This is a genomic window from Brevundimonas albigilva, assembly GCF_023503965.1.
Lineage (GTDB): Bacteria > Pseudomonadota > Alphaproteobacteria > Caulobacterales > Caulobacteraceae > Brevundimonas > Brevundimonas albigilva.
In genome coordinates this window covers 2,431,220-2,454,196 of record NZ_CP097298.1, presented here as the reverse complement: position 1 = coordinate 2,454,196, position 22,977 = coordinate 2,431,220, and the positions used below count along the sequence as shown (strand labels likewise).

At 72.3% G+C, this 22,977-nt stretch carries 15 protein-coding genes and 5 pseudogenes; 6 read left to right on the top strand and 14 right to left on the bottom strand.

Annotated features, from left to right (window positions below; all coding sequences use genetic code 11):
- The first annotated feature begins 79 nt into the window (after positions 1 to 79).
- Positions 80 to 2,227: an amylo-alpha-1,6-glucosidase gene (locus MU852_RS12945; protein ID WP_249749898.1), complete on the top strand. Its 2,148-nt coding sequence runs from the start codon at positions 80 to 82 to the stop codon at positions 2,225 to 2,227.
- Here the strand turns inward: MU852_RS12945 and MU852_RS12940 are convergent.
- The 3 genes and pseudogenes from MU852_RS12940 to mutY all read right to left on the bottom strand — a co-directional run bounded on the left by MU852_RS12940 (position 2,224) and on the right by mutY (position 3,783).
- Positions 2,224 to 2,487, bottom strand: coding sequence for a BrnA antitoxin family protein (locus MU852_RS12940; RefSeq protein ID WP_249749897.1), 264 nt, complete (start codon positions 2,485 to 2,487; stop codon positions 2,224 to 2,226). The two genes, MU852_RS12945 and MU852_RS12940, sit on opposite strands and share 4 nt — an antisense overlap.
- Positions 2,447 to 2,719: a BrnT family toxin gene (locus MU852_RS12935; protein WP_249749896.1), complete on the bottom strand. Its 273-nt coding sequence runs from the start codon at positions 2,717 to 2,719 to the stop codon at positions 2,447 to 2,449. Before MU852_RS12935 ends, MU852_RS12940 begins: the two co-directional genes overlap by 41 nt.
- A gap of 12 nt (positions 2,720 to 2,731) precedes the next feature.
- Positions 2,732 to 3,783, bottom strand: a pseudogene (gene mutY, locus MU852_RS12930) (A/G-specific adenine glycosylase).
- Positions 3,784 to 4,048: 265 nt separating this feature from the next.
- Here mutY and MU852_RS17950 point away from each other — a divergent pair.
- The 5 genes and pseudogenes from MU852_RS17950 to MU852_RS12905 all read left to right on the top strand — a co-directional run bounded on the left by MU852_RS17950 (position 4,049) and on the right by MU852_RS12905 (position 9,756).
- Positions 4,049 to 4,291, top strand: a complete 243-nt coding sequence (locus MU852_RS17950) for a hypothetical protein (RefSeq protein ID WP_347342306.1) — start codon at positions 4,049 to 4,051, stop codon at positions 4,289 to 4,291.
- 277 nt (positions 4,292 to 4,568) lie between these two features.
- Positions 4,569 to 5,090, top strand: a complete 522-nt coding sequence (locus tag MU852_RS12920) for a DsbA family protein (protein ID WP_347342305.1) — start codon at positions 4,569 to 4,571, stop codon at positions 5,088 to 5,090.
- A gap of 8 nt (positions 5,091 to 5,098) precedes the next feature.
- A complete protein-coding gene (locus MU852_RS12915; protein WP_249749895.1) occupies positions 5,099 to 5,695 on the top strand; it encodes a thioredoxin domain-containing protein in 597 nt (198 codons plus the stop codon).
- Between the two features lie 11 nt (positions 5,696 to 5,706).
- A pseudogene (smc, locus tag MU852_RS12910) lies at positions 5,707 to 9,144 on the top strand (chromosome segregation protein SMC).
- A 249-nt stretch (positions 9,145 to 9,393) separates the two neighbouring features.
- Entirely contained in the window at positions 9,394 to 9,756 is a 363-nt protein-coding gene (locus MU852_RS12905) for a hypothetical protein (protein ID WP_249749894.1), read from the top strand.
- Here the strand turns inward: MU852_RS12905 and MU852_RS12900 are convergent.
- The 11 genes and pseudogenes from MU852_RS12900 to MU852_RS12850 all read right to left on the bottom strand — a co-directional run bounded on the left by MU852_RS12900 (position 9,707) and on the right by MU852_RS12850 (position 22,858).
- Entirely contained in the window at positions 9,707 to 10,858 is a 1,152-nt protein-coding gene (locus MU852_RS12900; RefSeq protein ID WP_249749893.1) for a mechanosensitive ion channel family protein, read from the bottom strand. The two genes, MU852_RS12905 and MU852_RS12900, sit on opposite strands and share 50 nt — an antisense overlap.
- A 32-nt stretch (positions 10,859 to 10,890) precedes the next feature.
- Positions 10,891 to 12,009, bottom strand: a complete 1,119-nt coding sequence (gene murG / locus MU852_RS12895; RefSeq protein ID WP_249749892.1) for an undecaprenyldiphospho-muramoylpentapeptide beta-N-acetylglucosaminyltransferase — start codon at positions 12,007 to 12,009, stop codon at positions 10,891 to 10,893.
- A 343-nt stretch (positions 12,010 to 12,352) separates the two neighbouring features.
- Positions 12,353 to 13,528 carry an FtsW/RodA/SpoVE family cell cycle protein gene (locus MU852_RS12890; protein WP_249749891.1) on the bottom strand — a complete coding sequence of 392 codons (1,176 nt, stop codon included), beginning with the start codon at positions 13,526 to 13,528 and terminating at the stop codon, positions 12,353 to 12,355.
- Positions 13,525 to 15,046 (bottom strand): annotated as a pseudogene (locus tag MU852_RS12885) (Mur ligase family protein). Before MU852_RS12885 ends, MU852_RS12890 begins: the two are co-directional and overlap by 4 nt.
- Positions 15,047 to 15,179: 133 nt before the next feature.
- Positions 15,180 to 16,294 (bottom strand): annotated as a pseudogene (mraY, locus tag MU852_RS12880) (phospho-N-acetylmuramoyl-pentapeptide-transferase).
- Positions 16,295 to 16,339: 45 nt separating this feature from the next.
- A pseudogene (locus MU852_RS12875) lies at positions 16,340 to 17,743 on the bottom strand (UDP-N-acetylmuramoyl-tripeptide--D-alanyl-D-alanine ligase); the annotation flags it as partial.
- Complete coding sequence (locus tag MU852_RS12870) at positions 17,736 to 19,205, bottom strand: UDP-N-acetylmuramoyl-L-alanyl-D-glutamate--2,6-diaminopimelate ligase (protein ID WP_249749890.1); 1,470 nt, start codon at positions 19,203 to 19,205, stop codon at positions 17,736 to 17,738. The pseudogene MU852_RS12875 and the gene MU852_RS12870, both read right to left, overlap by 8 nt.
- Positions 19,202 to 20,980: a peptidoglycan D,D-transpeptidase FtsI family protein gene (locus MU852_RS12865; RefSeq protein ID WP_430641148.1), complete on the bottom strand. Its 1,779-nt coding sequence runs from the start codon at positions 20,978 to 20,980 to the stop codon at positions 19,202 to 19,204. The genes MU852_RS12870 and MU852_RS12865 overlap by 4 nt, the downstream gene beginning before the upstream one ends.
- The gene (gene ftsL, locus MU852_RS12860) at positions 20,977 to 21,420 is read right to left on the bottom strand and encodes a cell division protein FtsL (protein WP_249749889.1); all 444 of its coding nucleotides are present in this window, start codon (positions 21,418 to 21,420) and stop codon (positions 20,977 to 20,979) included. The genes MU852_RS12865 and ftsL overlap by 4 nt, the downstream gene beginning before the upstream one ends.
- Positions 21,417 to 22,385 carry a 16S rRNA (cytosine(1402)-N(4))-methyltransferase RsmH gene (gene rsmH, locus MU852_RS12855; protein WP_249749888.1) on the bottom strand — a complete coding sequence of 323 codons (969 nt, stop codon included), beginning with the start codon at positions 22,383 to 22,385 and terminating at the stop codon, positions 21,417 to 21,419. Before rsmH ends, ftsL begins: the two co-directional genes overlap by 4 nt.
- Entirely contained in the window at positions 22,382 to 22,858 is a 477-nt protein-coding gene (locus MU852_RS12850; protein ID WP_249749887.1) for a division/cell wall cluster transcriptional repressor MraZ, read from the bottom strand. The genes rsmH and MU852_RS12850 overlap by 4 nt, the downstream gene beginning before the upstream one ends.
- Positions 22,859 to 22,977: the final 119 nt, after the last annotated feature.

Here is a 22,977-nt window from a genome sequence, read left to right as displayed (position 1 = left end):
TCATTTGCATGGCAAGCGGCCATTCAGCGCCGCATTCGGGTGGAATCTCGTATCGGCCTTTCAACAAGGGGAAGACCGCATGGACGACGCCTATTCGACCCAATTGACCGCCGGCGAGAGCGTCGAGGCGTCAGGCCTGGAACAGCTGATGGCGCTGAAGGAAGGCGACACCTTCCTGGTCGCCGACGGCTGGGGCGACATGAGGGGCGGCGCCGACGGGCTGTTCGCCGGCGACACCCGCGCCCTGTCGCGATGGGTGATGAGCGTGGGCCAGCTGCGACCCTCGCGCCTGTCGTCGGGGGTCAGCCAGGACAACGTCTTCTTCTCGTGCCACACCACCAACCGTCCCCTGCCCCCGATGGGCGGCCGCTCGGCCCCCGCCGGCGTGCTCCACATCGAGCGCCGCCGCTTCCTGTGGGGCCGGCGGATGTTCGAGCGGGTGCAGATGACCAACCACGGCGTCGAGGACGTCCTGCTGCCGCTGTCGTTCGAGTTCGGGGCCGACTTCGCCGACATCTTCCAGGTGCGCGGCACGCCCCGCCCACGGCGCGGAACCATCCATCCGCCCGAGATGGACGGACGGCGCGTCACTTTCCGCTACACCGGTCTGGACGCGGTCGAGCGGCGCAGCTGCCTGGCCTTTTCCGAGCCGCCCGCCCGCCTGACCGCCACGCGCGCCGACTTCATGTTCAGCCTGCCCAAGGGCCGCCAGGTCGAGCTGTTCGTCGAATGCGGCGTCGACAGCTGCGAGGCGCCCGATCCGACGCGCTGGCGGCTGAACGCCATCCAGGCGCGCCTGGCCATGCGGGCCAAGCGGCGCAGGGGCGCGACCGTGCGCGGCCCCCGCAGCCCGCGCTTCAACGACTGGCTGGACCAGTCGCGGGCCGACATGGCGCTGTTGACCACCGACCTGCCGACCGGCCCCTACCCCTACGCCGGCACGCCCTGGTTCTCGACCCCGTTCGGACGCGACGGCATCATCGCCGCCTGGCAGATGCTGTGGCTGGATCCCTCGCTGGCCAAGGGCGTGCTGACCTATCTGGCGTCGCGCCAGGCGACCGAGACCAGCGCCTTCCAGGACAGCCAGCCCGGCAAGATCATGCACGAGACGCGCGGCGGCGAGATGAGCGCCCTGGGCGAGGTGCCGTTCGGCCTCTACTACGGCGGGGTCGACACCACCTGCCTGTTCATCGCCCTGGCCGGCGCCTACGCCAGCCGCACGGCCGACCTGGACCTGATCCGCAGGCTGTGGCCCAACCTGATCGCGGCGGCCGACTGGATGCGCGACTATGGCGACAGCAACGGCGACGGCCTGATCGACTATCAGCGCGGGGCCGACACGGGCCTGTCGAACCAGGGCTGGAAGGATTCCGAGGACTCCATCTTCCACGCCGACGGCCGCTTCCCCAAGGGGCCGGTCGCCCTGCTGGAGGTCCAGGGCTACGCCTTCGCCGCCTGGCGCGCCCTGGCCGACCTGGGCGAGCGCCTGCACGACGACCGCGCGCCCGAATGGCGTATGAGGGCCGAACAGGTCCGCGCCCTGGTCGAGGAAAAATACTGGATGGAGGACCAGGGCTTCTACGCCGTGGCCCTGGACGGCGACGGTCAGCCCTGCCGCGCCATCGCCTCCAACGCCGGCCACCTGCTGTTCACCGGCCTGCCCTCGGCCGAGCGCGCCCGCAAGGTCACCAAGCGTCTGCTGTCGGCCGAGTTCCGCACCGGCTGGGGCATCCGCACGCTTGAGCTGGGCCAGGCGCGCTACAATCCGATGAGCTATCACAACGGCTCGGTCTGGCCCCACGACACCGCCATGGCCGCCGCCGGCATGGCCAACTACGGCGAGCGCGCCGCCGTAGCCGAGATCCTGAGCGAGATCTTCGACGCCGCGACCCACTTCCATCTGCGCCTGCCGGAACTGTTCTGCGGCTTCGCGCGGACGCCGGGCGAGCCGCCCATCGCCTACCCTGTCGCCTGCCTGCCCCAGGCGTGGGCGGCCGGGTCGGTGTTCCTGATGCTGCAGGCGGCGCTGGGCCTGTCGATCGACGCCTGGACCGGCGCCATCGACATGGCGGATCCCGTCCTGCCCGACGGCCTGGAACGGCTGCTGATCCGCGACCTGACGGTCGGGGACGCGACCGTCGACCTGGCCATCCAGCGCGTCGACGGCCGCTCGGTGGTCATCCCGCGCAAGGCGCGCGGCCAGATATCGGTGCGGACCCTGCGCTAGGCCGCGCGGCGCGCCAGCCAGTCGCGCAGGGCGTCGTTCATCCGCGTTTGCCAGCCCGGTCCGTCCTTCTTGAACGCGGCCAGCACGTCGGCGTCGAAACGGATGGTGGTGGAGACCTTGTCGGACCCGCGCGGCCGCCCGCGCCGCACCAGGCTTCCGCCGCGATAATGGTCGGCCTTCTCGAACCAGGCGTCGTCCAGTTCGGGCGCGTCGTCCGGGTCAACCCAGGCGGTCTTCGAAGCGTCTCTGTTCCCGCTCATTGGCCTTCCTCATAGAAATCACGTGCCGCGCGTCGCCTCGCGGCGTCCACACCAGCACCACCATCCGCCCGGCCAGGCGCCCGACGCTGATGAAGCGGGGCTCGCCGTAATCCTGGCGCTCATCCGGAAACGTCAGGTGGTCGCCGACGAACACCTCCGTCGCCGATGCGAAGTCCAGTCCCCGCGCTTCCAAGGTTCGGTCGCGTTTGGCCGGATCGAAGGTGATGCGCACATTTATTTGTTACTACAAAAATAAGGCCGGCGCCAGTCCCCGATCCAGGGCCTTGGCGAAGACGGTGGGCAGGGCGGAGCGGGCTTCCGCCGCCGGCCGCCAGTCATAGGCTCCGAGGTGGGCCGCCTGCGCCGTGCGCACGTGCAGCGTCAGGGCGAAGTGGGTGAAGACGTGCTCCACCGCCCCGGCGTCGCGCCAATCGCCGGGGAACGGCGGCGTGCGAGCCTCGGGGACGGTCGACCAGTCGCTGGTCGGCAAGCCCAGCATGCCGCCCAGCAGGCCCTTGTCCGGCCGCCGCTCCAGCGCCACCCGTCCCCGCGCGTCCAGATGACCCAGGCCACGCCGTGGCGGCGGGGCTTGTCGGCCTTCTTCGCCTTGAGCGGGAACCGCTCCGGCGCGCCCGAGGCGAAGCCGGCGCAGTCGGCGGCGAGGGGGCATTGGCCGCACAGGGGCGACCTTGACCGGCATACCGTCGCGCCCAGATCCATCAGCGCCTGGGCCCAGTCGCCGGGCCGATGGTCGGTCACGAAGCGCGCCGCCAGCCGCCTCAGTTCGGGCCGCGCGGCCGGAACAGGCGTCTCCACCGCGAACAGGCGGGCCATGACCCGCTCGACATTGCCGTCGACCACATTGGCCGGGCGGTCGAAGGCGATGGCGGCCACGGCGGCGGCGGTATAGGCGCCCACCCCCGGCAGGGCCAGCAACCGCGCCTCCGTATCGGGAAAGACGCCGCCATGATCGCCCGCCACCGCCCGGGCGCAGGCCAGCAGATTGCGGGCGCGGGCGTAATAGCCCAACCCCGCCCAGGCGGCCATGACCTCGGCGTCCGGGGCGGCCGCCAGGTCGCGCACGGTCGGCCAGCGCGCGGCGAAGTTCAGGAAATAGGGCGTGGCGTGCGCCGTGGTGGTCTGCTGCAGCATCACCTCCGACAGCCAGACCCGATAGGGGTCGATCCCGCCCGCCTCGCCCGGCGGCGCGCGCCAGGCCAGCGCGCGCGCATGGGCGTCGTACCAGGCCAGCAGCCGGGACCGGATCGAAGCGACGTCGGGAGAGACTGGCGGCATGGGTCGGGCTATATAGGCCCATGCGCCGCGTCCTGCCCACAGAAGCCGAAGCCCGCGAGATCCTGTCGCGACGGCGCACCCGGCCCGCGCCCCGCCCGGCGCCGCGCGCAGGCAAGGCGCTGACGCCGCTGATCAAGAAGCTGGACGCGCAGTTCGGACGCGGCGCCGGCGCCCTGGAGCCCCGCTGGCGCGAGATCGTCGGCGACCGTCTGGCCCGCGTCACCCGCCCCCAGAAACTGACCAAGGGCCGGGGCGCCCCGGCGTCTTGGAATTGCGCGTCGCCGGCGCCGCGGCCCTGCTGGTCCAGCACCAGTCGGAAGACATCCTGGCCCGCGTCAACCTGTTCCTGGGCGAGGGCGCGGTGGGGAAACTCCGGATCGCCCAGGGCCCGGTCAAGCCGCTGGCCGAACCGGCCCAGCGCCCGAAATCCAGCCGCACGCCCGCCCCCTGCCCGCCGCGGCCGAGGCGGAACTGGCCGCCTCCATCGCCCAGGCCCCCGAGGCGCTGAAGGCCGCCCTGGCGCGGCTGGGCCGCGCGGCGATGTCGCGGACGAAGGGCGACGATTGACAAACCTTCGCCGCACCTGTTCTCGAAAAGTCTTGGATTGCGTGGTTCCGGGGGAATCGCGCGATCATCCGTCATAGCTCCGACCAAGGACGTCCCATGGCCTCGACCGAATCCCGCTTCGCCCGCATGAGCCGCCGCGCCGCCATCACCGGCGCCGCCCTGGCGACGATGGCCCTCGCCGCCTGCAACGGGGCGCCAAGGGCGCGGCCGAGGGCGACATGGCCATGGGCGCCCCGGAAGGCGCCAAGGTCACGGTGGTCGAATACGCCTCCGTCACCTGCCCGCACTGCGCCCTGTGGCAGAAGAACACCTGGCCGGGCTTCAAGGCCAAGTACGTCGACACCAACAAGGTCCGCTACGTCTTCCGCGAACTGCCGACCCCGCCGATCGACGCCGCGACGGCCGGCTTCCTGGTGGCCCGCTGCGCCGGCGACGACAAATATTTCGACGTGGTCCACCAGTTGATGGCGACGCAGCAGGAGATGATCACCACCTCGCCGCGCGACTGGCTGCTGCGCACCGCCCAGGCGGCGGGCCTGTCGGAGGACCAGTTCAACCAGTGCATCACCGACAAGGACGCGATCGCCGCCATGGATCAGCGCATCCAGGCCGCCCGCGCCCAGGGCGTGACCGGAACCCCGGCCTTCTACGTCAACGGGACCCAGGTCATCACCCCCGGCGGCGAAGGCGCCAGCCTGGCCGACCTGTCGACCGCCATCGACGCCGAACTGAACAAGTGAAGACCGGCATGATCCGTTCGACCCTGATGGGCCTGGCGCTGCTGGCCGCCGCGCCCGCCGCCGCGCTGGCGGCCGAGCCGGCGGCGGTCACGGCCGCCGACCGGACGCTGGGTTCGGCGGACGCCCCCGTCACGGTGATCGAATATTCGTCCCTGACCTGCCCGCACTGCGCCGCCTGGACCAACACCGTCCTGCCCGCGTTCAAGACGCGGTTCGTCGACACGGGCCAGGTCCGCTTCGTCTATCGCGACCTGCCGACCGCGCCGGCGCCCGTGGCGACCCTGGCGGCCAAGGTCACGCGCTGCGTCGCGCCGGACAAGGCCTTCGCCGCCATCGAGCTGATGATGGCCCAGCAGGAGGCGGCGCGCCTGATGCGCTATCCGGCCGGCTGGTTCCTGAACGCCATCGACGTCGGCGGCCGCACCGCCGAGGAGGTCGGCGCCTGCGTCGAGGACCCCGCCACCCAGACGGCGCTGGACGCGCAGATCGCCGACGCCCAGGCGGCCGGCGTCACCGGCACGCCCAGCTTCTTCGTCAACGGCAAGCGGGTCGAGGACACGACGCTGGACGGCCTGGCGGCGGCGATCGAGCCGCTGCTGCCCTGACCCCTGAGCCGATGCAGTTCCAGCGCCTCCGGCTCGTCGGGTTCAAGTCCTTCGTCGACCCGGCCGAGGTGCAGATCGAGGCGGGGCTGACTGGCGTCGTCGGACCCAACGGCTGCGGCAAGTCCAATGTGCTGGAGAGCCTGCGCTGGGTCATGGGCGCCAACTCGGCCAAGGCCATGCGCGGCCAGGGCATGGACGACGTCATCTTCGCCGGCGCCGCCGGGCGCCCGCCGCGCAGCCACGCCGAAGTCCAGCTGACCATCGACAATGCGCAGCGCCGCGCGCCCCAGCCCTTCACCGACGCGCCGGTGCTGGAGGTGTCGCGCCGCATCGACCGGGGCCAGGGCTCGACCTACCGCATCAACGGCAAGGAGGTGCGGGCGCGCGACGTGCAGCTGCTGTTCGCCGACGCCTCGACCGGCGCCAACTCCCCCGCCCTGGTGCGCCAGGGCCAGATCTCCGAACTGATCGCCGCCAAGCCGCAGAACCGCCGCCGCATCCTGGAAGAGGCGGGCGGCGTCGCCGGCCTTCACACCCGCCGCCACGAGGCCGAACTGCGCCTGAAGGCGGCCGAGGCCAATCTGGACCGGCTGGACGACATCGGCCGCGAACTGGAGACGGCGCTGAACCGGCTGAAGCGCGAGGCGCGGCAGGCCGAGAAGTACAAGAAGATCTCCGCCGAGATCCGCGCCCTGCAGGCCGCGCTGCTGTTCGTCCGCTGGAACGACGCCAGGGTCGCCGCCGAAGCCGCCGCCGCGGAACTGCGCCAAGCCGACCAGGCCGTGGCCGAGACCACGACCGCCGCCGCCGCCGCCCAGACCGCCGCCCTGGCCGCTCAGGAGGCCTTGAAGCCCGCGCGGGAGGAGGACGCCGTGGCCTCGGCCCTGCTGCACCGCGCCAGCCTGGAGCGCGACCGCCTGGACATGGCCGAACAGGCCGCCCGCGCCGAGGTGGACCGGCTGAAGGCCGAGGCCGCCCGCATCGCCGCCGACGCCGAACGCGAGGAGGGCATGGCCGCCGACGCCCGGCGCGAACTGGACCGGCTGGACCACGAGCTGGACCGGCTGAAGGCCGAGATCGCCGCCGCCCCCGAACGCGGCCCCGAACTGGACACGGCGCTTCAGCTTGCGGAAGACGCCCGCAAGGCCGCCGACGCCGAGGTCGAGCGGCTGGCCGGAACCCTGGCCGCCGTCGAGGCGCGCGCCAACGCCGAGACCGCCCGCAAACGCGACGCCGAGGCGCGGCTGGCCCGCGTCGTCGCCCAGCACGCGCAGGCCGGGCGCGAGCGCGAGGCGTTGGGCCCGCTGGAGACGCCCGAGCTTGAGGCCGCGCGTCAGGCGCTGGCGGGCGGCGCAGGCCGACCTGGCGTCCGCGCGCGACGCCGTCGAGGCCGCCGAGGCGAAACGCGGCGACCTCGCCCGCGCCGAACAGGACGCCCGCACCGCGGCGCGGAGCGCCGAGGACCGGCTGGGCCGCCTGCAGACCGAGGCGCGGGGTCTGGCCCAGCTGCTGGTCACCGGCAAGCGCGACCACCCGCCCGCCCTGGACAAGGTTCGCGCCGACAAGGGCTATGAGGCCGCCCTGGCCGCCGCTCTGGGCGACGATCTGGACGCCGCGCTGGACCCGAAGGCCGCCGCGCACTGGGCTGGAGCGCGGGCGTCCACGCCCGCCTGGCCCGCCGGCGTGGAGCCGCTCGCCGACCATGTGCAGGCGCCGGATCAATTGGCCGCACGCCTGGCCCTGTGCGGCGTCGCGCCCCGGGCCGACGTCGGGCGTCTGGCCCAGGCCCTGCCCGCCGGCGCGCGCCTGGTCACGGTCGAGGGCGACCTTTATCGCTGGGACGGCTTCGTCAGCCGCGCCGAGGCGCCCCGCCCCGCCGCCGTGCGCCTGGCCCAGCGCACCCGGCTGGCCGAACTGGAGACCGACATCGACCAGGGCAGGCCGGCGCTGGAGGCCGCGCAGGCCGCGCAGAAGGCCGCCACCGAGGCGTTCCGGGCCGCCGAAGACGAAGTGAAGGCCGCCCGCCTTGCGCCCTTCGCCGCCGACAAGGCCGCGACCGCCGCCCGCGACCGGGTCGAGACCCTGGCCCGCGACCAGGCCCGGCGCGAGGCCCGCGCCCAGGCGCTGGACGACACCGTGGCCCGGCTGGCGGTCGAGGTCGCCGAGGCCCAGGCCGCCTTCGACGCGGCCCAGTCTGTCGAGGCGCCGTCCGAGACCCTGGCCGGGCTGCGCGACGAACTGGCGGCCGCGCGCGGCGCCGCCGAGGCCGCGCGGACCGCGGCCCAGACCGCGCGCTCGGACCGCGACGCCGAGGCGCGCGACCGGCAGAGCCGCGAACAGAGGCTGGGCGCCCTGACCCGCGCGCGCGACGGCTGGATCGCGCGCTCGAAGGACAGCGCCGCCCGCGTGGCGTCCCTGGCGCGGGATGCGGACAGGACCGCCGCCTTGCTGAAACAGGCCGAGGTCGCGCCGCAGGGCTTCGCCGAGCAGCGCGGCAGGCTGCTGGACATGCTGAGCGAGGCCGAGCGGCGCAAGCGGGCCTCTTCCGACGCCATGGCCGCAGCCGAGACCGAAGCGACCGAGGCCGACCGCGCCGCCCGCGCCGCCGAGGCCGCCGCCGCCCAGGCGCGCGAGGCCCGCGCCGGCCTGGCCGCCCGCGCCGAAGCCGCCGCCGAAAAGCTGGCCGAGGCCGAGACCACCGTGCGCGAGACGGCGCAGATGTCGCCCGAGGACCTGGGGCGCAAGCTGAGCGACGACGCCGTGGCCCGCCCCCCGACGCCGCCGGGGCCGAGAGCCTGCTGTTCGGCCTGGAGCGCGAGCGCGAGGCCCTGGGCGCCGTCAACCTGCGCGCCGAGGACGAGGCGGTCGAATACGGAGAACGCCTCAGCGCCATGAAGACCGAGCGCATCGACCTGACCCAGGCGATCGCCAAGCTGCGCGACGGCATCGACGAGCTGAACGCCGAGGGGCGCGAGCGCCTGCTGGCCGCCTTCGAGGTCATCAACGAGAACTTCAAGGCGTTGTTCGAGGCCCTGTTCGGCGGCGGCCAGGCCGAGCTGAAGCTGGTCGAGAGCGACGATCCGCTGGAGGCGGGCCTGGAGATCTACGCCTGCCCGCCCGGCAAGCGGCTGTCGGTCATGAGCCTGATGTCCGGCGGCGAGCAGGCCCTGACGGCGGCGGCCCTGATCTTCGGCGTCTTCTTGGCCAACCCCGCCCCCGTCTGCGTGCTGGACGAGGTGGACGCCCCGCTGGACGACGCCAACGTCGACCGCTTCTGCCGGATGCTGGACGAGATGAGGAAGCGCACCGACACCCGCTTCATCGTCATCACCCACAACCCGGTCACCATGAGCCGCATGGACCGCCTGTACGGCGTCACCATGCCCGAGCGCGGCATGAGCCAGCTGGTCTCGGTGGACCTGCACCAGGCCGAGACGCTGGTCGCGTGACGATCCTCCCCGAGAAGCGCAGCGGAACGGGGAGAGGGGGACCGCGCGCAGCGTGGTGGAGGGGGCGGATGGCGCTCAGATGCTGCCGTTGCGATCCCGATCCCTCTCCCACGCCCGCCGCCCCTGCGGCGTCCGCCCCCTCCCCCGCTTCGCGGTCCCCTCCCCCGCCGTGCGGGGAGGATCTGGGGCGTCGCGGGGCTGCTGTTCGCCTCGCCCGCCCTGGCGGAGCCCCAACTGGTCGAGACCGGCGTGGGGCGGTTCGCGCAGTTCGCGGACGTGGCCTCCATCGAACGCGAGGGCGACGTGGCCCGGATGCGGAGCCTGCAGGTGGCCGAGGAAGGCTTTCGGGTCGGCGAGGCGCTGTACGTCGGCGGCTGGTCGCGGTGGGCGTTCGACTGCCGGGCGAGGACGGCGGATCGGCTGGACTTCGCCTCGCTGCGCGCCGACGGGGTCGAGGGGCCCGCGACGCCGGAGCCCGCCCCGGCCTACGACGCCGCGCCGGGCGGGGATGCGGCCGAACTGCTGGCCGTGGCCTGTGGGGAGGCGCGGCCGGAGACCGTCCTCACGCTGGACCAGGCGATCGAGCGGGGGCGATCGGCGCTGGCGGACTGATCGACGCCCCCTCCCCCTGCGGCCATTCCACGCGGTCGCGGGGCAGGGCCTCGCGGCATTCGTCGCGCATGAAGGCCATCAGCTTCTCGCGGATCTCGCAGCGCAGGTCGAAGGCGATGCCGGCGTTGCGGGCGCTGGCCAGGCAGCGGACCTGGAGCACGCGCTCGGTGATGTCGGTCACCTGCATGACCTGGACGTCGCCGTCCCAGTGTCTGGACGCCCTGACGATCCCCTCGAAGGCCGCGCGCAGCCGGTCGATCGGCGCCTCGTAATCGACATAGAAGAAGGCCGAGCCGATCAGGCGGGCGTTCTCGCGCGTCCAGTTCTGGAAGGGGGTGGTGATGAAGTAGCTGAGCGGCAGGACCATGCGCCGCCAGTCCCAGATCTTGACCACGACGTAGGTGGAGGTGATCTCCTCCACATTGCCCCACTCGCCTTCCACGATGACGGCGTCGTCGATGCGGATGGGCTGGGTCAGGGCGATCTGGATGCCGGCGACCATGTTGGTCAGGATCGGCTGCAGCGCCAGGCCGGCGATGATGCCGAGCACGCCGGCCGAGGCCAGCAGGCTGACGCCCCACTGGCGGAAGCCCGAGATGGTCATCAGGGCCAGGCCGACCGTGACGATGAACAGGATCACCTTGGCCACCCGCTGCAGGATGCGGGTCTGGGTCAGGTGCTTGCGGGCCAGCAGGTTGTCCTCGACGGCGACGTTGTACCGCTTGAGGTGCATGACCGACCACATGTCGAGCACCCCCGACGCCAGCCAGCCCAGCGTCAGGATGAACAGGAAGACCAGGACGTCGCGGATGTCGGCCGACGGGCCGGGGTCCATCGGCGAGACGGTCACGCCGATGCCGACGCCGATGATGATGATCAGGATGCGCAGCTTCAGCCGCGCCCGCTCGACCACGCCGCGCCAGAAGACGTCCTTGTCCTTCACCAGGCGGCGCAGGATGGCGAAGGCGATCTTGTGCGTCAGCCAGCCGCCGCCGACGAAGACCAGCAGCACCAGGGCGATCACGGCCCATTCCGGCAGCCAGTCGAAGCGGCGCCACAGCGCGACGATCTCGCGGGTGAGGTTGGTGATCTCGGAAGGCATCGGTTCCTAACGCATCACGGCCGGGGCGGTTGTCATTCCCTCGCTCCCCGTCCGGGGGAGGGAGAGGCGTTGGCCGTCGCCTCGACCAGGTCGGCCAGGCGCTGGGCGGCGTCGGGAATGGCGACAGAGCGGGCGGCGGTCGACATGGCCGACAGGCGCGCCGGGTCGGACAGGACGCCGTCCAGCGCGGCGGCCAGGCGGTCGACGGTCAGGTCGTCCTCCAGGATCACCTGGGCGGCGCCGGCGTCGACCAGGGCCTTGGCGTTCAGGCGCTGGTGGTCGTCGGTGGCGATCTTGAGCGGGATCAGGATCGACGGCACGGCGGCGACGGCCAGTTCGGCGCAGGTCGAGGCGCCGGAGCGGCCCACCACCAGATGGGCCCGCGACAGCCGCTGGGCCATGTCGCGGAAGAAGGGGGCGACCTCGGCCTCTATCCCCGCCTCCAGATAGACCTGGCGGGCGGCCTCCAGCGTTTCGGGCCGCGACTGCTGCTGGACCTTCAGGCGGCGGCGCAGGGGGTCCGGCAGGGCGGCCAGGGCGCGCGGCGTGGTCTCGGACAGCAGGCGGGCGCCCTGGCTGCCGCCGGTGACCAGGACGTGGATCGGGCCGTCCCCGGCCGGGGCGACATAGGCGCGGTCGAACAGGGCGCGGATGTCGGCGCGCACGGGCGAGCCGACCACGTGGGCGCGACCCTGGACCGCCGCCGGAGCGCGCTCCAGCGTCGGGAAGGACGAGGCGACGGCCTTCACATGGGGCGCCAGGGTGCGGTTGGTGCGGCCCAGCACGGCGTTCTGCTCATGGATCACGGTCGGCCGGGCCGAGACGACGGCGGCGACCAGGGCCGGCGCCGACGGATAGCCGCCGAAGCCGACCACCACGTCCGCGCCCAGCCGGTCGAAGGCCGACCGGGCCTGCATCACCCCCCGGAAGATGGCGACGCCCGCCTTGACCAGGCCCAGCGGGCCCGAGCCGGTCGCCGCGTCCAGCGCCAGCCGCTCCTCGGCCGGAAAGGCGTGGGCGTACTGCTCGCCGCGATGGTCGGTGGCCAGGACCACGCGCCAGCCGCGCGCGGCCATCTCTCGCGCCAGGGCCTCGGCCGGGAACATGTGGCCGCCGGTGCCGCCGGCGGCGACGACGCAGAGCTTGGTCATGGAGGGCTCCGAAAAAACACCGTCTGAATAGTGTGAATTGTCTGAAATCGGGACGGGGGAGCGGAAAAAGAGAGTCTGGATAGTGTGAAAGGTGCGAAATCGGGCGGTCCGGTTCCTCCTGTCGTCATCCTCGGGCTTGACCCGAGGATGACGGGTTTGGGGCGTGGGGTTGGGATAATCGCACGGTTCTGGAGCGTGTCAGGCAAAACGGCGATCGGGCGCACCGAGGCGTTGATTTATCTCGACTTTGCCCGCTGAGTTGTGATGGCCGACCCTTTGCTCGTCATCCTAGGCCTTGTGCCTAGGATGACGGGAAGTAGAAGGCGGAAAGCGGTACAAGACGTCAGAGCAGCCGCCGCCGCGTCGCCAGGGTGGCGCCGGGTTCGTAGGCGCCGGGGCGGCGACGGGTCAGGGCCAGGGCGAAGCCCATCGTCAGGCCCATCGCCAGCATGGAGGAGCCGCCGTAGCTGATGAAGGGCAGGGTCATGCCCTTGGTCGGGATCAGGTTCAGGTTCACCGCCACATTGATGCAGGCCTGAAGCCCGATCAGCATGAACAGGCCCGCCGCCGCCGTCTGCTCGAACGAGTCGGTCAGCTTCATCGCCCGGCGCATCCCCCGGATGACGATGAAGGCGTAGAGGCCGATCATCAGCAGGCTGAGCACCAGGCCGAACTCCTCGGCGCCGACGGAATAGATGAAGTCGGTGTGCAGGTCGGGGACGTGGCGCTTCATCACCCCCTCGCCCACCCCGCGGCCCAGAAGGCCGCCGGCGCGGATGGCCTCGGACGCCGCGTCGATCTGGTGGGTGTCGGTGCTGTCGGGCGAGAAGAAGCGGCTGAGGCGGTCGCGCATATGGCCGAAGACGAAATACAGCGACACCAGCCCCGCCATGCCCAGGCTGGCCAGCACCGCCATCCACTTGAACGGCACCCCGGCCATGAAGAAGACGGCCATGAAGGTGGTGGTGATCAGCAGCGTCTGGCCGATGTCCGGCTGGATCAGCAGCAGGCAGACGGTCAGGGCGTAGAATCCGAAGGCGATGGTGACGCCGGGCACGCCCTGGCCCTTCTGCGCCTCGGCGAACATCCAGGCGGCGAAGACGATCAGGCCGGGCTTGGCGAACTCGCTGGGCTGGAGGCTGAACGGGCCCAGGTTCACCCAGCGCGCGGCGCCCTTCACCGTGTCGCCGATGAACGGCAGGGCCATCATCACGACGATGGCGCCGGCCAGGGCCAGCAGGGCGATGCGCCGAACGCCGCGCGGCGACATCAGCGAGGTCGTCAGCATCGTCACCAGGCCCGCGCCGGCGAAGACCATCATGCGCCAGGAATAGTGGAAGGGGTCGGTGATCGATTCATCCGCCAGGATCGCCGCCGGGCTGGAGGCGAAGCTGAGCGCCACGCCCAGGCCCATCAGCGCCAGGGCCGCGCCGAGCAGGCCCCGGTCGACGGTCCAGAACCAGCGCGCGACCAGGCTCTGGTCGTTGCGGGAGAAGGCGGGGGTGTAGGCGGCGCTCATGACGCGGTCTCCGGCGTGGCGCCGAGGTTGAGGGCGGCGGCGCGGAAGGCTTCTCCGCGCGCCTCGAAGTCGGGATACTGGTCGAAGCTGGCGCAGGCGGGCGACAGCAGCACGATCTGGGGGCCGCCGGCCGAGGCGGCGTCGCGCGCGGCGGCGGCGACGGCGGCGTCGATGGTGTGGACGATCTGGTGCGGCGTGTCGCCCAGCGCGGCGGCGAAGGCGTCGGCCGCCTCGCCGATCAGATAGGCCCTGGCGATGCGGGGGAAGAGGTCGGCCAGGTCGTCGATGCCGCCGTCCTTGGCCCGGCCGCCGGCGATCCAGAAGACGGACGGATAGCTGGACAGGGCCTGGCGCGCGGCGTCGGCGTTGGTGGCCTTGGAGTCGTTGATGAAGCGCACCGGGCCGATATGACCGATCGCCTCCATGCGGTGGGCCAGGCCGGGGAAGGTGAGCAGGCCCTCGACGGCGGCGTCGTGCGACACGCCCAGGGCGCGGGCCGTGGCGTAGGCGAAGGCGGCGTTCTGGGCGTTGTGGCGGCCCGGCAGCGAGCGGGCGGTGGAGAGGTCTATGCCCGGCCCTTCATCGATCTCGATACGGCCGGGGGCGGCCCGCACGATCCCTTCCCCCTCGCGGGGGAAGGTGGCTTGCGGAGCGAGACGGATGGGGGGGCTGTTTGCGACGGATCGGCTGGCAGGGCGTCCTGTTCCGACAGCCCCCCCATCCGGCCCTTCGGGCCACCTTCCCCCGCGAGGGGGAAGGGGATGCGGTGCGAACCTCGACCGCGGAACGGCCGTCCGCGCGCAGGCCGGCGAGGATCTCCCGCCCCCACCGCTCGTCCACGCCCACCAGCGCTGTCGCATCCGGCCGCTGCGCCTGGAAGATGCGCCGCTTGGCCGCGACATAGCCCTCCATGCCGCCGTGGCGGTCCAGGTGGTCGGGGCTGATGTTGGTCAGGATGGCGACGTCGGGGGCGAAGGTGGTGGTCAGGTCCAGCTGGTAGCTGGAGACCTCGATGACATAGACCGCCTCGGGCGTCGGCGCCGGCAGGGCCAGGACGCCGATGCCGATGTTGCCGCCGACGTGGACCGTCAGCCCGGCCTGTTTCAGCACCCAGCCGATCAGGGCGGTGGTGGTGGACTTGCCGTTGGTCCCGGTGACGGCGACGACCCTGGGGCGCTGGCCCTCGGGCAGGGCCGCGACGGCGCGGGCGAACAGTTCGACGTCGCCGATGACCGGCACGCCGGCGTCGCGCGCGCGGTCGACCGTCCAGTGCGGCTTGGGATGGGTCAGGGGCGCGCCGGGCGACAGGACCAGGGCCGCGAAACCGGACCAGTCGGCGGCGGTCAGGTCCTCGACGGGAAAGCCCTCGGCCTCGGCCTGCATCCGGCCCGAGACGCCGTCGTCCCACAGGATGGGGACGGCGCCCCCGGCCTGGAGCGCGCGCGCGGCCGTGATCCCCGACCGTCCCAGGCCGAAGACCGCGACCCGCCGGTTCTCGAAGCCGGGGACCGGGATCATGCACGGACTCCGTCATCCTCGGGCTTGTCCCGAGGATCCAGATTCCCGGTGTCAGACGTCAGGGCCGGACGCCCGAAGACCGGGAGTCTGGATCCTCGCCACAAGGGCGAGGATGACGAATGAGGGGTGGTCCTCATCTCAGCTTCAGCGTCGACAGGCCGACCAGGGCCAGGGCGCCGGCGATGATCCAGAAGCGGATGACAACGGTCGATTCCGGCCAGCCCATCTTCTCGAAATGGTGGTGGACCGGGGCCATCAGGAAGATGCGCTTCTTGGTCAGCTTGTAGTAGCCGACCTGGATCATGACCGAGGCGGCCTCGGCCACGAACAGGCCGCCGACGATGCCCAAGACCAGTTCGTGCTTGGTGGTGACGGCGATGGCGCCCAGGGCGCCGCCCAGGGCCAGCGAGCCCGTGTCGCCCATGAAGATCTTGGCCGGCGGGGCGTTGTACCAGAGGAAGCCCGCCCCCGCCCCGATCATGGCGGCGCAGAAGATGGCCAGTTCGCCCGTTCGCAGCCGGGCACGTGGTGGATCTGAAGATACTCGGAAAAGACGAAGTTGCCCGCCAGATAGGAGATCACCCCGAAGGCGGCCGCCGCCATCATCACCGGCACGGTGGCCAGGCCGTCCAGCCCGTCGGTCAGGTTCACGGCGTTGGAGAAGCCCACGATGGTGAAGGCGGCGAAGGCCACGTAGAACCAGCCGATATTCAGCAGCACCGCCTTGAAGAACGGGAAGGCGATCGAGGTCTCCAGCCCCGGCGAGGTGGGCGAGCGGGTCATCCACAGCACGGTCAGGACGCCGGCGATCACCGCCACCAGGGTCTGGGCGGCCAGCTTCTGCTTCGACGTCAGGCCGGCCGAGGTCTGTTTGGTGACCTTGGCGTAGTCGTCGATGAAGCCCAGCACGCCGAAGGCCGCCGTCACGCCGGACACGATCCAGATGTAGGGATTGGTCAGGTCGCCCCACAGCAGCACCGCCACGCCGATGCCCGCCAGGATCATCAGCCCGCCCATGGTGGGGGTGCCGACCTTGGACAGGTGCGAGACCGGGCCGTCGTCGCGGATCGGCTGGCCCCGGCCCTGCTTGGCGCGGATCCAATTGATGAAGCGGCTGCCCATCGCCACCGCCACGATCATCGCCGTGGCCATGGCCAGGGCCACGCGCACGGTCTGATACTGGATCAGGTTCAGCAGCGGATACTGGTGCGCGACGTCGGCGTAGTAGAGATAGAGCAGGTAGAACATTCTTCTTTTCCCTACCGCGCCGCCCGGGGGCGTCGCTGCCTGAGGGGCGCCTTCGGCGTTTTGGAGATCGGCCAGGGCCTGGGCGACCAGCGAGGCCTTCGATCCGTTGGAGCCCTTGACCATGACGACGTCGCCGGGACCGGCCAGCAGGGCGGCCTCGGCGGCCAGTTCGGCGGCGGTCTCGCGCCACAGGCCCCGGCGCGAGGCCGGCAGGGCGTCGTAGAGCCAGCGCATCTGCGGCCCGGCGGCGTGGACCAGGTCCAGGCCCGCCGCCTCGATCGGACCGGCCAGACCCTCGTGCAGGGCGCGGCTGTGCTCGCCCAGCTCCAGCATGTCGGTCAGGACCACGACGCGGCGGCCGGGCGCGGCGCGCGCGCCCAGGGTCCGGAAGCCGGCCGCCATCGACAGGGGATTGGCGTTGTAGCTCTCGTCGATCAGGGTGAAGGCCCCGCCGGGGACAGCGACCGTGCGGGTCTGGCCGCGCCCGGCCAGGGGCTGGAAGCCGGCCAGGGCCTGAAGCCCCGTCTCCAGCGGCACGTCCAGGGCGTCCAGCATCAGGAGGACGCACAGGCTGTTCAGGCCCCAGTGGGCGCCGGACTGGGCCAGGCGGTAGTCCAGCGGCCGGCCGAACAGCTCGGCCCGGACCGTCGCGCCCTCCGCGTCCGGGCGGAAGTCGATCAGGCGGGCGTCGCAGCCGGGGCCGGCGCCGAACACGGCCAGGCGCGCGCCGACCGACCTGGCACGGTCGCACAGCAGGCCGGAGAAGGCGACGTCGCCGTTGGCCACGGCCGTTCCGCCGGGGACCAGGCCGTCGAAGATCGAGGCCTTCTCGCGCGCCACGCCCGCCTCCCCGTCCGCAAAGGCCTCGATATGGACCGGGCCGACGGTGGTGACGCAGGCGGCGTGAGGAGCCACGAAGCGCGACAGGGGGGCGATCTCGCCCGGCGCGTTCATGCCGATCTCAAACACGGCGCGTTCGGTTTCGACCGGCATCCGGGCCAGGGTCAGGGGCACGCCGATATGGTTGTTGTAGCTCTTGATCGAGGCGTGGGCGGGACCGGCCAGGTCCAGGCCGGCCTTGATCGCCTGGGTCACGCTGGTCTTGCCGACGCTGCCGGTGACGGCGCCGCGGCGGACGTGCGGGGCGCGGTCGCGCGCGGCGACGCCCAGCCGCTCCAGCCCCCGCAGCGTGTCCTGGACCATCACCGTGGGTCCGCCGTCGACCGGGCGGTCGACCAGGGCGGCGGCGGCGCCCGCGGCGAAGGCGGCGGCGGCGAACTCATGCCCGTCGCGCGCGCCGTGCAGGGCCAGGAAGAGGTCGCCGGGGGCGATCTCGCGGCTGTTGTAGGTCAGGCCGCCGATGGGGGCGTCGTCTCCGGCCAGCACGCCTCCCGTGGCGGCGGCGACTTCGGCGGCCGTCCAGAGCGGGCGGGCGGCGTTATCAGGCATGGATCGACAGGGCCTCGGACGCGACGGTGACGTCGTCGAACGGGTGGGTCACGCCGCCGACGATCTGACCCTGCTCATGCCCTTTTCCGGCGATCACCACCACATCCCCGTCGCGCATAATTTCGACGGCGGCGGCGATGGCGGCGCGGCGGTCGCCGATCTCCATCGCCTGCGGGCAGCCGGCCTTGACCTGGGCGCGGATGGCGGCGGCGTCTTCCGAGCGGGGATTGTCGTCGGTGACGATGGCGACGTCGGCCAGGCGGCCGGCGATGGCGCCCATCTGGGGCCGCTTGCCCCGGTCGCGGTCGCCGCCGGCGCCGAAGACCACGATCAGCCGGCCGGTCGCGTGCGGGCGCAGGGCCGTCAGCACCGTCTCCAGGCCGTCGGGGGTGTGGGCGTAGTCGACATAGACCTCTCCGCCCCGCGCGCCGCCGCCGACGCGCTCCAGCCGCCCGCGCGCGCCGGTCAGGCTTTCCAGGGCGCCGATCACGGCCTCGGGCCGGTCGCCCGCCGCGATGCACAGGCCCGCCGCCACCAGGGCGTTCGACGCCTGAAAGGCGCCGGCCAGGGGCAGCAGCACCTCATGGACGTCGCCGCGCGCGTCCAGGGTCAGGCGCTGGCCCTCCGGCGTGGCGACGCGGCCGATCAGGGTCAGGTCGCGGCCGCGCTCGCCCACCCCCATCACGCCCAGGCCGGCCATGATGGAGGCGGAGGCGAAGGTCGAATAGGCGTCGGAATCGGCGTTCAGGACCGCCGTGCGCCCGCGCGGCAGCAGGGTGTCGAACAGGCGCAGCTTGGCGGCGCGATAGGCCTCCATGTCGCCGTGATAGTCGAGGTGGTCCTGGGTCAGGTTGGTGAAGGCCGCCGCCTTCAGCGCCACGCCGTCCACGCGGCGCTGGTCGATGCCGTGCGAGGACGCCTCCAGCGCCAGGTGGGTGACGTCCTTGCGCGCCAGTTCGGCCATCAGGCGGGCGGCCTCGGCGGCGTCGGGGCTGGTCAGGCCGGGGCCGGTCAGGGCGTAGGTCTTGTCGCCCTTCTGGCCGACCAGGCCCAGGGTGCCCATGCTGGCCGACTTGTGGCCGATGGCGGCCCAGATCTGGCGGCAGAAGGTCGCGACCGAGGTCTTGCCGTTGGTGCCGGTCACGGCCACGCAGGTCCGCGGCTGGGTCCCGTAGAAGCCGCGCGCGGCGATGGCGTAGGCCCGGCGCACGTCGCCCGAGGTGACCAGCACCGGCGCGGCCTCGGCCGGGGTGTCGGCCGGGGCCAGGACGGCGGCGGCGCCCTGGGCCAGCGCCTGAGGGATGAAGGCCCGCCCGTCCGCCGCCGTGCCCGGCAGGGCGACGAACAGGGCGCCGGGCCGCACCTGGCGGCTGTCGGCGGTGACGGCGGTGATGACGGGATCGGCGGCGACGTCGCGCCGCAGCAGGGCCGACAGCCGCATGGGCGCGGCGACGTCGCTCATCGCCCGTCCCCTTCCACGTCCTGGTAGGCGGCGATCTTCTGGCCGTCGGCGGTGCGCCAGTGGTCGGCGCGGCGCTCCACGCCCAGGAAGCCGGCGATGCGGTCGGCGATGTTGCGCACGGCGGGCGCGGCGACATAGGCGCCGGTGCGCGGATATTTGCCCGGCTCGTCCATCACGATCAGGATGGCGTAGCGCTTGGCCGTCAGCGGTCCGTCGACCGGGAAGACGGCGGCGAAGGAGCCCACGGCGTGGGTCGGGTCGTAGCGGCCGTTGACCAGCTTGTTGGCCGAACCGGTCTTGCCCCCGACCCGCAGGCCCGGCGCATCGGCGAAGCCGCCCGAACCCTTGACCACGTTGCGGCGCATCAGGTCCAGGATGGTGCGCGAGGTGTCCTCGGTGACGATCTGGCGCGGATGGGCGTTCAGGGCGCCGCCGCGACGCAGCGACAGGGGCACCATGCGGCCGCCGTTGGTCAGGGCGCCCATCGCCTGGATGACCTGGGCCGGCGTGACCATGATGCCGTAGCCGAACGACAGCGAGGCCAGGGTGGAATCGCTCCAGTTTCGCGGCACGACCGGGCGGGCCGATTCCCGCAGTTCGACGGACGAGGCGCTGAGCAGGCCCAGCCGCTCGAAATAGTCGCGCATCCGCTCCGGCCCCATCTGCAGCGCCAGCTGCGAGGTGCCGATGTTGGACGAGTGGAGATAGACCTCCTCCAGCGTCATGACGCGGTTCTGGGCGTGGAAATCCTTGATCCGGCGATTGCCGATCTGCAGCGCCTGGGAGGCGTCGAACAGAGTGTTCATGTCCGCCAGGCCCTGGTCCAGGCCCGCCGCGACGGTGAAGGTCTTGAACACCGAGCCCATCTCGTAGTGGCCCGAGACGGCGCGGTTCAGCGTGGCCCCGTCCGGCGCGGCGCCGCGGGTCTGTTGGGTGAAGGTCGGCCAGCTGGCCATGCCCAGGATCTCGCCGGTCTGGACGTCGGTGACGATGCCGACCGCGCCCTTGGCCTGGTTCTCGATCGCCGCGGCCGCCAGTTCGTTCTCCAGCACCCCCTGGACCCGCAGGTCGATCGACAGGGGGAAGCTCTCGCCGCGCTGGCCGGCGGCGCGGATCTCGTCGTTGAAGGCCAGTTCGGCGCCCGAGACGCCCTGTCCGCCCGTGTCGGCGTCGCCGATCAGGTGGACGGCCGAACTGCCCAGCGGATAGGCGCGGCGGTCCTCAGGCTCGAAGGTGACGCCGCCCAGGGCCAGGGCGTGGACGGCCGACTTCTCGCCCGGGGTCAGGCCGTTCAGCACAATCAGGCGGCGCTCGCCGTCCATCACCTTCTTCAGGCGCGCGGCCGAGACGCGCGGCAGGGCGCGGCGGATCTGGCGGGCGGCCAGGTCGCGGTCCCAGACCTCGCGCGGGTCGATGTAGAGGCCGTAGTGGATGATGTTGGCGGCCAGCAGCTGGCCGTTGCGGTCGGTCAGGTCGCCGCGCACCAGGGCGTTCGGATTGGCCCCCGCCCAGCGGCCGCCCGCCTCGGCGAACAGGGCGCGGTAGCTGGCGCCGACGGCCAGGGCGGCGAAGACCACCGAGAAGACCACGGCGATCAGGAAGATGCGGACCCGCGCGTCGTCCTCGGGCCGGGCGTCGGCGCGGGCGCGCTCGAAGCCGTGCTCCAGGCGCAGCACCAGTTCGGACAGAGCGCGCCAGAACGGCGAAAGCCGACCCTGCAGGTCGACGTTCGGCTGGGGGCGATAGGCGCGGTGATCGTGGTCCTGGACGCTCACTGGGCGGCCTCCGCGACAGGGGCGGCGGCGGGCCCCGGAGCCGGAGCCGTCGCGGGGGCGGCGGGCGGAACGGGAGCGGGCGCGGGGGCCGCCTCGACCTTGAGCTCGGGCAGGTCGTCGGCGTCGGCCTGTTTGCGGACATCGACCGGGCCCAGGCCCATCTGGCGCGACAGGGCCTCCAGCCGGGCGGGCTGCTCCAGGCGGGCGGCCTCGGCCTTGAGCAGGCGCACGCGCTGGGCGTTTTCGCGGATGTCGCGTTCCAGCTCGGCGATGCGGCTGCTCTCGCGCGCGGCGGCGGCCTTGGCGACATAGACCGACATGACCATGACGGCGACCAGGGCCACGCCGATGATCTCGATCCAGCGCACGCCGCGCACCTTCCAGTCGAACAGGCGCTGGAGCAGGCTCTTGCGATAGGCGAAGGGGTTGGTCGCGGTCATGCCGCCGCCCTCCCCGCCATCGGAGCCCAGGCCGGGGCCTGGGTGCGGACCGCCGCGCGCAGCTTGGCCGAACGGGCGCGGGGATTGGCGGCGCGCTCCTGCTCGGTCGCCTCGCGCGCACCCTTGAACTGAAGGGCGAAGGTGGGCTTGCGCGTGTCCGTCGCGACCGGCGCGTGGCGCGATCCGCCCGGCGCATTGCCGCTGCGCTGGGCCAGGAAGGCCTTGACGATGCGGTCCTCCAGCGAGTGGAAGGTGACGACCGCCAGCCGGCCGCCGGGCGCCAGGGTCGCCTCGGCCGCCTCAAGCCCGCGCTCCAGCTCGCCCAGTTCGTCGTTCACCGCGATCCGCAGGGCCTGGAAGGTGCGGGTGGCCGGATGGATGGGCGCGCCGCGACGGCCGCCCAGGGCCTTTTCCACCGTTTCGGCCAGGTCCAGGGTGCGGGTGAAGGGCTGTTCGACCCGGCGGCGCAGGATGGCGGTCGCCACGCGGCCGGACTGACGCTCCTCGCCGTACAGTTTCAGGATATGGGCCAGGGGGCCGTGATCCCAGGTGTTGACGATGTCGGCCGCCGTTTCGCCCTCGTCGCTCATCCGCATGTCCAGCGGGCCGTCGCGCATGAAGGAGAAGCCGCGCTCGGCCTGGTCCAGCTGCATGGAGGAGACGCCGATGTCGAAGACGGCGCCGTCCAGCCGGTCCGCGTCGCTGCCGGCGAACGCCTCGGCCAGGCCGGAGAAGGGGGTGCGGACCAACTGGAACCGGCCGGGGAAGTCGGCGGCGACGGCGTCGGCGTGCGGCTGCACCGTCGGGTCGCGGTCCAGGGCGATGACGCGGGCGCCGGTCTTCAGGAGGGCGCGGGTGTAGCCCCCGGCGCCGAAGGTGGCGTCGATCATGACGTCGCCGGGCGCGGGGGCCAGGGCCTCCAGGACCTCTGCCAGCAGGACGGGGGCGTGAGGGGCGCTGGTCACGATCCGCCTCCCGCCAGCTTCATCTGGGCCGCCAGCTTCAGGGCGCCGATCTGGGCCATGCCGGCCTTGGCCAGGGCGCGCTGCTCGGCGCGGCGGGCGGCCCACTTGTCGCGGCTCCAGATCTGGAAGCGGTCGTTCAGGCCGACGATGACGACGGTGTCGTCCAGCCCCGCCTCGGCGCACAGGCCCTCGGGCAGGGTGATGCGGCCGCCGGAATCATAGGCCAGGCGCACCTGCTCGCCCATCACCTGCCATTCCAGGGCCGAACGCTCTTCGGAGCCGAACGGCAGGGCTTCGATCATCTCGGCGTAGACGGCGAACAGGCGGTCGCCGCCCGCCTCCAGGCAGTCGGCCTCGATCGAGGGAAAGATGAAGACGCCGCCGGCGGCGCCGTTCTCGGCCGTGCGGAAATCGTTGGGGATCAGGAGACGGCGCTTGCCGTCCAGCTGCTTCTCGTAGGTCGAGAGAAACACGCCCTGCCCATCGGACCCTTCGGCCCGTCCCTAGATGCCTTGGCGCACGCCCGCCGCGCACGCCTCTCAGCCCCATCTCATGAGGATGGGATATCATGGGATGAAATGGGTCTCAATGG

Bases quoted from the DNA above. Each gene is read 5' to 3' on its own strand.
- MU852_RS12945 (WP_249749898.1), top strand. From the start codon at position 80: ATGGACGACGCCTATTCGACCCAATTGACCGCCGGCGAGAGCGTCGAG.
- MU852_RS12940 (WP_249749897.1), bottom strand. From the start codon at position 2,487: ATGAGCGGGAACAGAGACGCTTCGAAGACCGCCTGGGTTGACCCGGAC.
- MU852_RS12920 (WP_347342305.1), top strand. From the start codon at position 4,569: ATGGCCATGGGCGCCCCGGAAGGCGCCAAGGTCACGGTGGTCGAATAC.
- MU852_RS12915 (WP_249749895.1), top strand. From the start codon at position 5,099: ATGATCCGTTCGACCCTGATGGGCCTGGCGCTGCTGGCCGCCGCGCCC.
- MU852_RS12900 (WP_249749893.1), bottom strand. From the start codon at position 10,858: ATGCCTTCCGAGATCACCAACCTCACCCGCGAGATCGTCGCGCTGTGG.
- murG (WP_249749892.1), bottom strand. From the start codon at position 12,009: ATGACCAAGCTCTGCGTCGTCGCCGCCGGCGGCACCGGCGGCCACATG.
- MU852_RS12890 (WP_249749891.1), bottom strand. From the start codon at position 13,528: ATGAGCGCCGCCTACACCCCCGCCTTCTCCCGCAACGACCAGAGCCTG.
- MU852_RS12870 (WP_249749890.1), bottom strand. From the start codon at position 19,205: ATGAGCGACGTCGCCGCGCCCATGCGGCTGTCGGCCCTGCTGCGGCGC.
- ftsL (WP_249749889.1), bottom strand. From the start codon at position 21,420: ATGACCGCGACCAACCCCTTCGCCTATCGCAAGAGCCTGCTCCAGCGC.